Genomic DNA, 9,918 nt, shown 5'->3' on the forward strand with positions numbered 1-9,918 from the left:
CCTTCGCGGAGGTCAGCCCTTGACGATCGCGTCGATCCTCGCCAGTTCCTCCGCCTCGAAGTCCAGGTTGGCGATGGTGCCCACGCTGTCCTCGATCTGCCGCGGGCTGCTCGCGCCGACCAGGGCCGAGGTGACACGGCCGCCGCGCAGGACCCAGGCCAGAGCGAGCTGCGCGAGGGTCTGGCCGCGGTCCTTGGCAAGGTCGTTCAGGGCGCGCAGCTTGGCCACCAGGTCCTCGGTGACCGCGTCCGAGTTCAGGAAGGGGCTGTCGCTCGCGGCGCGCGAGTCCTCCGGGATGCCGTCCAGGTAGCGGCCGGTGAGCAGGCCCTGCTCCAGCGGGGAGAAGACGATCGAACCGGCCTCCACCTCGTCCAGCGCGTCCAGGACGCCCTCGTCCTCGGGGCGCCGGTCCAGCATCGAGTAGCGGGGCTGGTGGATGAGGAGCGGGGTGCCCAGCTCGCCGAGGATGCGGGCGGCCTCACGGGTCTGCTCGGCGTTGTAGTTGGAGATGCCGGCGTACAGCGCCTTGCCCTGCTGGACCGCGGTGTGCAGCGCGCCCATCGTCTCCTCCAGGGGAGTCTCCGGGTCGGGGCGGTGCGAGTAGAAGATGTCGACGTAGTCCAGGCCCATGCGCTTCAGGCTCTGGTCCAGCGAGGACAGCAGGTACTTGCGGGAGCCCCACTCGCCGTACGGGCCGGGCCACATCAGATAGCCGGCCTTGGTGGAGATGATCAGCTCGTCGCGGTAGGACGCGAAGTCGGCCTTCAGGGCCTCGCCGAACGCGGACTCGGCGGCACCGGGCGGCGGCCCGTAGTTGTTCGCGAGGTCGAAGTGGGTGACACCGAGGTCGAAGGCGCGGCGCAGGATGGCCCGCTGGGTCTCGACGGTGCGGTCCGCCGGACCGAAGTTGTGCCACAGGCCGAGCGAGATCGCGGGGAGCTTCAGGCCGCTGCGGCCGGTGCGCCGGTAGGGCATGTCCGCGTAGCGGTCGGGGTGTGCGGTGTACAACGCGACTCCAGAGGGGTTGGCACGGTGGTCCTCGAATCCTTCACCCACTCTTTCGCGACCTGGGGGCATTGGTCCAACAGAAGAATCCGATGGAATTCAGCGGATAGGCTTCTCAATCATGGAACTGCGCCATCTCCAGCATTTCGTCGCGGTCGCCGAGGACCAGCACTTCACCCGGGCCGCCGAGCGGCTGCTCGTGTCCCAGTCGGGGCTGTCCGCCTCCATCCGGGCGCTGGAGCGGGAGCTCCAGACACCGCTGTTCGTGCGGACCACCCGGCGGGTGACGCTCACCCCGGCCGGGCGGGCGCTGCTGGGCGAGGCCGAGCGGATCCTCGCCCAGGTGCGTTCGGCCCACGAGGCGGTGGCCGCGGTGCAGGGGGTGCTGCGCGGGATGCTGGCGATCGGCTCCGAGCAGTGCGTGGCGGGGCTGCATGTGGCGGGGCTGCTCGCCGCGTTCCGGCGGCAGCATCCGGACGTGGAGATCTGTCTGCGCCAGGCGGGCTCGGCCGCGCTCGCGGAGGAGGTCGCGGCCGGGCGGCTCGATCTGGCGTTCGCCGTCCGGGCGGCGCAGCAGGACACCGACCAGCTGCGGGTCGTACCGCTGTCGAGCGAGCCCATGACCGTGCTGTGCCATCGCAGTCACCGGCTGGCGACGGCCGGCGCCGCCGTGACGCCGGCGGATCTGGCCGGTGAGGTCTTCGTCGACTTCCATCCCGACTGGGGGCCGCGCCGCACCACCGACGCGGCCTTCGCCGACGCGGGTCTGCGCCGGAACGTCACGCTGGAGGTCAACGACGTGCACAGCCTCCTCGACCTGGTGGACGAGAACCTCGGCGTGGCCGTCGTCCCGCAGCACTTCCGGCACAAGCGGCCCGCGCTGACGGCCCTGCCCGTCAAGGGCACCGGCGAGGCCGTGTACGAGACGGTCGCCCTGCTGCCACCCCCGCAGGCGACGAGCCCGGCGGCCCGGGCACTGATGTCCCTGCTCGACAGCTGACGCCCCTGTCGGAGAAGCAGGGGCCTCGCCGTGTTCGGCCCCCGTGATCCCTGCGACGGGCGGCCGCCTCGATGCCCAGGGCCTCACGGCCGAGCAAGCGGCCCGCGTGCATCTGCCCGGGCAGGCGCCGGCGGGCTTCCACAGGAGCTGGATCCCGGACGCGTGCGGTCGGATCGGCTTTTGTGCGGCGGGACGCGGCGCGATGCGCGAGGGTGGACGTCATGCATGCAAAGGACATCCTCATCGACGGGTTCAGCCGTATCCAGGAAGAAGTCCACGCCGCCGTCGAGGGCCTGACCCCCGACGACCTCCACCACCGCCCCGCCCCCGACGCCAACTCGGTGGCCTGGCTCGTCTGGCATCTCACCCGCGTCCAGGACGACCACGTGGCCGGCGCCCTCGGACTCGACCAGGTCTGGCTGACGCAGGACTGGGAGAAGCGCTTCGGCCTCGATCTGAAGCCGCGCGACATCGGGTACGGCCACACCCCCGCGCAGGTCGCGAAAGTGCGCGTCGACTCCGCGGACCTGCTGACCGGGTACTACGACGCCGTCCACGCCCAGAGTCTCGAAGCCCTGCGCGGACTGAGCGCCCAGGACCTCGAACGGGTCGTGGACGAGAACTGGGATCCGCCGGTCACGCTGGGCGTCCGGCTGGTCAGCGTCCTGTCCGACGACCTTCAGCACGTCGGACAGGCCGCCTATCTGCGAGGCCTGCTTCAGAGCGCGTAGCCCGGCAGGACGACGTCCTCGATGAGGGCCTTGCGCTCGTCGAACGGGATGAAGGCGCTCTTGAGCGCGTTCACCGTGACCGTGCGCAGGTCCTCGACGCTCCAGCCCGCCTCCTCGACCAGCAGGGACATCTCCCGGGTCATCGTCGTCCCCGAGACCAGCCGGTTGTCGGTGTTGAGGGTGACCCGGAAGCCCAGCTCCTTCAGCGCGGTGATGGGGTGCTCGGCGATCGAGGCGGCCGCGCCGGTCTGGAGGTTGGACGTCGGGCACATCTCCAGGGCGATACGGCGGTCCCGGACCCAGCCCGCGAGCCGGCCGAGCTTGCCGCCCGCGAGGTCGGGGATGTCCTCGGTGATCCGCACACCGTGCCCGATGCGCTGGGCGCCGCACACCTGCACGGCCTGGTGGATGCTGGGCAGGCCGTGCGCCTCACCGGCGTGGATGGTGAACGGTACGTTCTCGCGGCGCAGGTGCTCGAAGGCGGCCAGGTGGTCGGCGGGCGGGAAGCCGTCCTCGGCGCCCGCGATGTCGAAGCCGACGACCCCCGCGTCCCGGAAGGCCACGGCCAGGTCGGCGGCCTCGCGCACCCGGTCGAACATCCGCATCCCGCACAGCAGCGTCCCGACCCGGACCGGCGTGCCCGCGGCGGCGGCCTTCGCCATACCGGCGGCGAGGCCCTCCTGGACGGTCTCGACGACCTCGGCCATGGCCAGACCGCCGGTGGTGTTCAGCTCGGGGGCGTAGCGCACCTCGCCGTACACGACACCGTCGGCGGCGAGGTCCAGGACGTACTCCTCGGCCGCGCGCAGCAGGCCCTCACGCGTCTGGAGGACGGCGAGGGTGTGCTCGAAGGTGGCTATGTAGCGCACCAGGTCACCGGAGTTCGCGGCCTCGAAGTACCAGGCGGCGAGCTCGTCCGGGTCGGTGGCGGGCAGGGTGTGGCCGACCTCGGCCGCCAGTTCCACGACGGTGGCGGGGCGCAGGCCGCCGTCGAGGTGGTCGTGCAGGACGGCCTTGGGGAGGCGGCGGATCAGGTCGGCGTCTACGCGCGTAGCGGTCATGGCGGGGTCTTTCCTCGAACGGGGTGGCGAGAGGGTCAGTCGGCGGGCTGGAGCAGGTCCCAGCGGTTTCCGTACAGGTCCTGGAAGACGGCGACGGAGCCGTAGGGCTCGTGGCGCGGCTCCTCCAGGAAGGTCACGCCCGCGGCGAGCATCCGGGCGTGGTCGCGGGTGAAGTCGTCGGTGTGCAGGAAGAACCCGACCCGCCCGCCGGTCTGGTCGCCGACCCGGCCCCGCTGGGCCTCACCCTTGGCGCGGGCGAGCAGCAGGTCGGTGCCGCCTTCACGGGCGTCCGGACGCACCACGACCCAGCGGGAGCCGTCGGGGCGGGGCGTGTCCTCGACGAGTTGGAAGCCGAGGGCCTCGGTGTAGAAGCGGATCGCCTCGTCATAGTCGTCGACGACGAGGGTGACCAGGGCGACGCGTCTCATCGGGACCTTCCGGGAGGGGTGGTTGACGGGAGAGGTTATACGTAAAACGTCAGGGGCGCCAGTCCGGTTTTCGCGGGGTCCCCGGTCAGAAAGGTGTCCTGACCGGGGACTGGCCTCAGCTACGGTCGAAGGCGCCGATCGGCGTCAGTTCCGGTACCGGAAGACGATCCGGCCGCGGGTGAGGTCGTACGGCGGGAGTTCCACCAGCACCCGGTCCTCCAGCACGATCTTGATGTAGTTCTTGCGGATCTTCCCGCTGATGTGCGCGAGCACCTGGTGGCCGTTCTCCAGCTCCACGATGAACATGGCGCTGCGCAGGCACTCCACGACCCTGCCCTCGACCTCGATGACGTTCTTCTGCTTCGTCATCGCACCAGCTCCAGGTTGCTGTTCACCGGCCGGGCGCCGATGCCCGCGAACAGTGCCGAGGCAGCCCGGTTGGTCTCCTGGACCTCGGTCCAGGCCTCGGCGAACCCGGAGCGGTGCAGGGTCCCCAGTGCGTGGGCGAGCAGCGCCCGGGCGATCCCGCGCCGCCGCTCCCCCGATCGGACCGCGAGCAGCCCGATGCGCGGCCGGATCACCGTCACCACCCGGATCAGGCCCAGATAGCGGTCCGGTGCCGCGGCCACCGCGTACTTCGACGGGTCGACGACGGTGTCCCCCGCGGGGAAGGGGATCACCTCCGCGGGCATCGACTCCCATCCGACGCTCGCCCCGACCTCGTCACGGATCGCGCGGTCCACCGCCCGCAGCAGACTCTCGTCCGCCTGGCCGGCCGGCACGACGGTCACCCCCGGTGGCGGCAGGACGTCGTCGAGCCCGGTGATCCGCGGGTCGGTCGGTACGGCGTACTCCCACTCGCGGCGCCGGACGGTGAACCCGGCCCGGCGCCAACGGGCCGTCAGGTCCGCGTCGGCTTCGTCGACCACCGTGTACAGGGGTGCCGGCAGCTGCGCGAGCATCGCCTCGGCGAGCCGGTCGAAAGGCGCGTCGTGCCAGGCGTCGATGCTGACGAACAGGCGTCCGTCGGGCCGGTGTTGCGCATGGCCGCGGCCGACCACCAAGTCGTCGTCCAGGGCGTGCCATTGCCTGTCCCCGACACGGGTGATCGTCACCGCGCTGTCGCTCAGGCCGGAGGTGAAAGGCTGTGTGTTCATCGGAGTCCCTCTCCAGGAGTGCCTCGATCCCAGGCGCTCCCGGCGACGCCGAACGTCAGCCGCCGGACCGTGACGGGATGAGGGAGCACCCACGGGTGACTGTGTTCACGGGGCTCACCTCCCTACGTCGATTCACGATCCGGCCTGAACCTAGCAGCGCCGCGTTCCCTCGCTCAAAGTCTTTTTCCCGTGGGTTCGGCCCGGGGTCCTAGGGCCGCGGACCGAGGCGCCGGGGGCCGGTTCGCCGGTAGCGTCCCGTCCATGACGATCACCGAGAGCCGCACCCCCGAGCAGCGCAAGCGCGATGTACTGGCCCGGCTGGAGCGGGAGACGGACATCTGGGTGGCCTCCGCGGACGCCGACGGACTGCCCTGTCTGGTCGCGCTGTGGTTCGTCTGGCACGATGACTGCGTCTGGCTGTCGACCCGGATCACCAACCCCACGGGCCGCAATCTGCGCGACGGCGGCCGCACCCGGCTGGCCCTCGGGGACACCCAGGACGTGGTGCTCATCGACGGTGACGTGCGGACGTACGGCGGCCAGGAGGTGCCGGACGCGGCGATCGGCGCCTTCATCGGGAAGCACGGCTGGGATCCGCGCGAGGACAGCGCGTCCTACGCCTTCTTCGAGGTGCGCCCGCGCACGGTGCAGGCCCTGCACGGCGTGCACGAGATGCGCGGGCGGCACATCATGGAGGACGGCGTGTGGGTCGTGTGAGCGCTTAATCGGCCTGCTGATGAAGTGAGTTGAGGGAGTCGAGCTCGTCCTCGGTCAGCCTCAGCGCGCCCGCCGCGATGTTCTCGGTGAGGTGGTCGGGGTTGCCGGTGCCGGGGATGGCGAGGACGTGCGGGCCCTGGGCCAGGGTCCAGGCGAGGCGGACCTGGGCGGGGGTGGCGCCGTGCACCTGTGCGATCGCGAGGACGGCCTCGTCGTGGCCGGCGGTGGCGCCCTGTTCGGCGCCCTCGCCCGCGATGGCGTAGAACGGCACGAAGGCGATGCCCTGTTCACGGCAGATCCGCACCATCTCGTCGGTGCCGGGGTTGCCGGAGCCCAGCCCGAACCGGTTCTGGACGCAGACCACGGGTGCGATGGCCTGTGCCTCGGCGAGGTGGCGGGGTGCGACGTTCGAGATGCCGAGGTGCCGGATCAGCCCTTCCTTCCGCAGGTCGGCCAGCGCGCCGAAGTGCTCGGCGATCGAGTCCTGTCCCATCCGCCGCAGGTTCACCACGTCGAGGTGGTCGCGCCCGAGCTGGCGGAGGTTCTCCTCGACATGGCCGCGCAGGTCCTCCGGTCGGGCCGAAGTCCCCCACTCCCCCGCGTAGTTCCGGTACGGCCCGACCTTGGTGACGATGACGAGGTCGTCGGCGTACGGGGAGAGCGCGCTGTTGATGATCTCGTTGGCGGAGCGCAGCGAGGAGAAGTAGAAGGCGGCCGTGTCGATGTGGTTGACGCCGAGCTCGACCGCCCTGTGCAGCACCGCGACGGAGCGCTTCCGGTCGCTCGGGGTGCCGAGGTGGAAGGCCGCGCTGCCGGTCAGCCGCATCGCGCCGAAGCCCATGCGGTTGACGGTGAGATCGCCGAGTGTCCAGGTGCCTGCCGCGTCCGCGGTGATCGTTTCGGAGGTCATCGGCGGATGATGACACACTCCCGGACCTCGACCGGCGGCACCTTCCGCACTCCTACCTGCGCTGTGCGGCCAGCCGGACGGGCGCGTTGGCCGCGCCGAACCCGCTGTAGCCGCCGGAGCGTTGCACGAACTCGAAGAACACCTGGCCGACCGTCTCGGTGTAGCAGTGGCGGAACTCCCCGCCCCGCTCGTCGCGGTCGTAGAGGATGCCGAGTTCACGGAAGGTCTCCACCTCCCCTTCCGCGAACTCGAACCGCGCCTGAAGGTCGTCGTAGTAGTTCGCGGGGATCCTCAGCAGCCGCGCCCCGGCCGCCCGGAAGCGGCGCACCGCGGCAACGAGGTCGTCGACGGCGAACGCCACGTGCCGGGCCCGCGGCCCGCCGTCCTCCTGCGGGGAGGGCGCGAGGTTGAGGACCAGTCTGGGCCCGGCGGAGGAGGCGGACAGGGCGCGGCTGCGGAACAGGCCGTAGGGGTCGGCGAGTTCGACGGTGTCGTGCGGGCTGAGGCCGAGGACCGTGCGGTGGAAGAGCACGGATTCGTCGAAGTGGTGCCAGGGCTGGGTGAGCGCGAGGTGGTCGATGGCCGTGCCGTCGGCGGGTGCGCTGTCGGCCGTGTACGCGAAGTCGTCGGTCCAGCTGGGGAGTTCGGGGCGGCCGGTCGCGCAGAAGAGGACCTCGGTGCCGTCCGGGGCGGCGATCGACTCCAGGGGGACGTCCTGGGCGGTGCGGCGTTTCGGCAGGGCGGGCGCGAGCAGGGCTTCCGCGCGGCGGGCGGAGGCAGCCGGGTCCGCCGTCTCCAGGCCCACGGCGGCCAGGGTGGTGTCCGTACGGCCGCCCGCGGCACCGGTGTTGACCAGGACCCGGGCCTCGCCCCGCGCCCAGAGGTCGACGGGCTTGCCGTGGTGACGGGCGGTGCGGGTGAAGCCGAGGGCCGTGAGGAGTTCGCCGACGGGTTCGGGGTCGCTGGTGGCGAGTTCGGCGAAGGCGACACCGGAGGGGATCACCGGGACCGGGAGGGGCAGGACCCCGGCGTCCTCCTCCAGGGCGAGCAGGGAGCGCAGGCCGTCCAGGGCGGTACGGCCCGCGTCGGCCTGACGGAAGACGTCGTTGAAGACCTCCAGGGACAGCGGGCCCTGGTACCCGGCGTTCAGGACGTGCCGCAGGAGTCCTGCCACGTCGAAGCCGCCCTGGCCGGGGAAGCAGCGGTAGTGGCGGCTCCACTGGAGGACGTCCATGGCCATGCGGGGCGCGTCGGCGAGCTGGAGGAAGAAGATCTTCTCGCCGGGGATGTCCTCGATGCCCTTGGGGTCGGAGCCGCGGGAGAGGATGTGGAAGCTGTCCAGGCAGGTGCCGAGCGCCGGGTGCCCGGCGGTCTCGACGATCCGCCAGGCGTGGTCGTACGTGCTGACGTGCCGCCCCCAGGCCAGCGCTTCGTAGGCCACCCGGACGCCGGACTCCTCGGCCAGGTCGGCGAGTCGGCTCAGCTGCTCGGCGGCGAGGGCGTCGTCGTCGACCGTCTGCGGGGCCACGCTGGAGCAGACCAGGACGGTGTCGGCGCCGAGCCTGCGCATCAGCTCGAACTTGTGCCGGGCCCGCCTCAGATTGCGGGCGAAGTCCTCCTCGGGGACGGCCTCGATGTCCCGCATCGGCTGGTAGAGGTCGATGGTCAGGCCCAGATCGGCGGTGCGGGCGGCGATCTCCTCGGGGGTGAGGGGGCTGGCGAGGAGGTCGTTCTCGAAGATCTCGACACCGTCGAAGCCGGCCCGGGCGGCGGCGGTCAGCTTCTCGGTGAGGGTGCCGCTGAGGCAGACGGTGGCGATGGACTTACGCATGGTCGCTCCCTGAGAGGTCGATCCAGGTCTTGCCGGCCCGTGCGGCCGCTCCGGCGAAGGCCTCCTGCGCCCCCGCGAGCGGGAAGCGGGCCTCGGTCACGGCTCCGGGGCGGGCGTCGGGCAGTTCGGCCAGGGCGGCGGTGAAGTCGCCGGGGTGGTCGTAGATCATCGAGCCGCGCAGCACGAGCCGGCGCCGGACCACGTCGTCGGTGGTCAGCGGCAGCCGCTCGGAGTTGAGGCCGACGAGCACGACGGTGGCCCCGGGGTCGGCCCGGTCCACCGCGGGGCGCAGGGCGGGCGCGTACCCGGAGCTCTCGAAGACGAAGGTGAATCCGCTACGGCCGTCGTCGGCGACGGCACCGAGCCGTACCGCCCGCGCCGGCCGCTCGGGGTGGGGTTCGGTGACGACCGGGGTGAGACCGAGGCGGGAGAGGACGAGGCACAGCAGCAGGCCCTGGGCTCCGGCGCCGACGACCAGGCAGCGGTCCCGGTCGGTGACCCCGCTGCGACGGACCGCGGCGCGGGCGACGGTGTACGGCTCGGCGCAGGCGAGGTCCGCGCCCGGCAGACCGTCGGGCACGGGGTGCACGAAGGGGGCGGGGACGGCGACGCGTTCGGCGAGCACCCCCGGAGCGTTCAGACCGACGATGGTGCGGTGGGGGCAGGCGGAGGTCAGGCCGGTGAGGCAGTCGGCGCACGTGAGGCAGGCGTAGTTGGGTTCGATGACCACGAATTGGTCCACCAGGTGGTCCGGTGCGTCCGCTCCGGTCGAGACGACCCGACCGAATCCCTCGTGGCCCATGGCCCACGGGGTGACGGGAGCGGTCCGCCTGCCGTGGAAGACGGCCAAGTCCGTGCCGCACAGGCCCACTCCGCCCACTTCGACGATCACCTCGCCGGGTGCGGGGACCGGTTCCGGCCAGTCGTCGACCGTCTCGATCCGTTCCGGCGCCGTGAGGACCGCTGCTTTCACTGGGGCTCCCAAGTGGACCACTAGATGGTTCGTTCGATCCGCTGTGCGGTCAGACTAGGCGGCGTGCGCCGCTCGAACAAGGGCCCGGCGGGCGGAGACGCCGAG

General features: G+C 71.6%; 11 protein-coding genes. 3 read left to right on the plus strand and 8 right to left on the minus strand.

Annotation, left to right across the window (positions count from 1 at the left end; genetic code table 11):
* Positions 1 to 12: 12 nt before the first annotated feature.
* Entirely contained in the window at positions 13 to 1,008 is a 996-nt protein-coding gene (gene mgrA, locus ACFULQ_RS46850; RefSeq protein ID WP_383557306.1) for an L-glyceraldehyde 3-phosphate reductase, read from the minus strand.
* A gap of 118 nt (positions 1,009 to 1,126) precedes the next feature.
* On the opposite strand from mgrA, the gene ACFULQ_RS46855 reads away from it, so the two are divergent.
* Together ACFULQ_RS46855 and ACFULQ_RS46860 are read left to right on the plus strand one after the other, a co-directional pair.
* The gene (locus ACFULQ_RS46855) at positions 1,127 to 2,005 is read left to right on the plus strand and encodes a LysR family transcriptional regulator (RefSeq protein ID WP_383557309.1); all 879 of its coding nucleotides are present in this window, start codon (positions 1,127 to 1,129) and stop codon (positions 2,003 to 2,005) included.
* Positions 2,006 to 2,226: 221 nt separating this feature from the next.
* Positions 2,227 to 2,736 carry a DinB family protein gene (locus tag ACFULQ_RS46860; RefSeq protein ID WP_383557311.1) on the plus strand — a complete coding sequence of 170 codons (510 nt, stop codon included), beginning with the start codon at positions 2,227 to 2,229 and terminating at the stop codon, positions 2,734 to 2,736.
* Here ACFULQ_RS46860 and ACFULQ_RS46865 read toward each other — a convergent pair.
* The 4 genes from ACFULQ_RS46865 to ACFULQ_RS46880 all read right to left on the minus strand — a co-directional run bounded on the left by ACFULQ_RS46865 (position 2,724) and on the right by ACFULQ_RS46880 (position 5,382).
* Entirely contained in the window at positions 2,724 to 3,797 is a 1,074-nt protein-coding gene (locus ACFULQ_RS46865) for an adenosine deaminase (RefSeq protein ID WP_383557314.1), read from the minus strand. The two genes, ACFULQ_RS46860 and ACFULQ_RS46865, sit on opposite strands and share 13 nt — an antisense overlap.
* Positions 3,798 to 3,832: 35 nt before the next feature.
* The gene (locus ACFULQ_RS46870; protein WP_383557316.1) at positions 3,833 to 4,225 is read right to left on the minus strand and encodes a VOC family protein; all 393 of its coding nucleotides are present in this window, start codon (positions 4,223 to 4,225) and stop codon (positions 3,833 to 3,835) included.
* 144 nt (positions 4,226 to 4,369) lie between these two features.
* A complete protein-coding gene (infA, locus tag ACFULQ_RS46875) occupies positions 4,370 to 4,594 on the minus strand; it encodes a translation initiation factor IF-1 (protein ID WP_383557318.1) in 225 nt (74 codons plus the stop codon).
* On the minus strand, positions 4,591 to 5,382 hold the full coding sequence (locus tag ACFULQ_RS46880; protein ID WP_383557321.1) for a GNAT family N-acetyltransferase: 792 nt from the start codon (positions 5,380 to 5,382) through the stop codon (positions 4,591 to 4,593). The genes infA and ACFULQ_RS46880 overlap by 4 nt, the downstream gene beginning before the upstream one ends.
* Positions 5,383 to 5,643: 261 nt before the next feature.
* On the opposite strand from ACFULQ_RS46880, the gene ACFULQ_RS46885 reads away from it, so the two are divergent.
* Positions 5,644 to 6,099: a pyridoxamine 5'-phosphate oxidase family protein gene (locus ACFULQ_RS46885; protein WP_383557324.1), complete on the plus strand. Its 456-nt coding sequence runs from the start codon at positions 5,644 to 5,646 to the stop codon at positions 6,097 to 6,099.
* Between the two features lie 4 nt (positions 6,100 to 6,103).
* Here the strand turns inward: ACFULQ_RS46885 and ACFULQ_RS46890 are convergent, their stop codons facing one another.
* The 3 genes from ACFULQ_RS46890 to ACFULQ_RS46900 are packed head-to-tail and all read right to left on the minus strand — an operon-like array spanning position 6,104 to position 9,813.
* Positions 6,104 to 7,009, minus strand: coding sequence for an oxidoreductase (locus ACFULQ_RS46890; RefSeq protein WP_383557327.1), 906 nt, complete (start codon positions 7,007 to 7,009; stop codon positions 6,104 to 6,106).
* A 52-nt stretch (positions 7,010 to 7,061) separates the two neighbouring features.
* On the minus strand, positions 7,062 to 8,840 hold the full coding sequence (locus ACFULQ_RS46895) for a bifunctional sugar phosphate isomerase/epimerase/4-hydroxyphenylpyruvate dioxygenase family protein (RefSeq protein ID WP_383557330.1): 1,779 nt from the start codon (positions 8,838 to 8,840) through the stop codon (positions 7,062 to 7,064).
* The gene (locus tag ACFULQ_RS46900) at positions 8,833 to 9,813 is read right to left on the minus strand and encodes a zinc-binding dehydrogenase (RefSeq protein WP_383557333.1); all 981 of its coding nucleotides are present in this window, start codon (positions 9,811 to 9,813) and stop codon (positions 8,833 to 8,835) included. The genes ACFULQ_RS46895 and ACFULQ_RS46900 overlap by 8 nt, the downstream gene beginning before the upstream one ends.
* Positions 9,814 to 9,918 lie beyond the last annotated feature (105 nt).

The sequence above is a fragment of the Streptomyces sp. NPDC057253 genome (genome assembly GCF_042669125.1).
In the GTDB taxonomy this organism is placed as follows: domain Bacteria; phylum Actinomycetota; class Actinomycetes; order Streptomycetales; family Streptomycetaceae; genus Streptomyces.

What these genes read in the sequence shown, in the direction of transcription:
- ACFULQ_RS46885 (WP_383557324.1), top strand. Translation starts at nt 5,644, where the DNA reads ATGACGATCACCGAGAGCCGCACCCCCGAGCAGCGCAAGCGCGATGTA.
- infA (WP_383557318.1), bottom strand. Translation starts at nt 4,594, where the DNA reads ATGACGAAGCAGAAGAACGTCATCGAGGTCGAGGGCAGGGTCGTGGAG.
- ACFULQ_RS46865 (WP_383557314.1), bottom strand. Translation starts at nt 3,797, where the DNA reads ATGACCGCTACGCGCGTAGACGCCGACCTGATCCGCCGCCTCCCCAAG.
- ACFULQ_RS46880 (WP_383557321.1), bottom strand. Translation starts at nt 5,382, where the DNA reads ATGAACACACAGCCTTTCACCTCCGGCCTGAGCGACAGCGCGGTGACG.
- ACFULQ_RS46895 (WP_383557330.1), bottom strand. Translation starts at nt 8,840, where the DNA reads ATGCGTAAGTCCATCGCCACCGTCTGCCTCAGCGGCACCCTCACCGAG.
- ACFULQ_RS46890 (WP_383557327.1), bottom strand. Translation starts at nt 7,009, where the DNA reads ATGACCTCCGAAACGATCACCGCGGACGCGGCAGGCACCTGGACACTC.
- ACFULQ_RS46855 (WP_383557309.1), top strand. Translation starts at nt 1,127, where the DNA reads ATGGAACTGCGCCATCTCCAGCATTTCGTCGCGGTCGCCGAGGACCAG.
- ACFULQ_RS46860 (WP_383557311.1), top strand. Translation starts at nt 2,227, where the DNA reads ATGCATGCAAAGGACATCCTCATCGACGGGTTCAGCCGTATCCAGGAA.
- ACFULQ_RS46870 (WP_383557316.1), bottom strand. Translation starts at nt 4,225, where the DNA reads ATGAGACGCGTCGCCCTGGTCACCCTCGTCGTCGACGACTATGACGAG.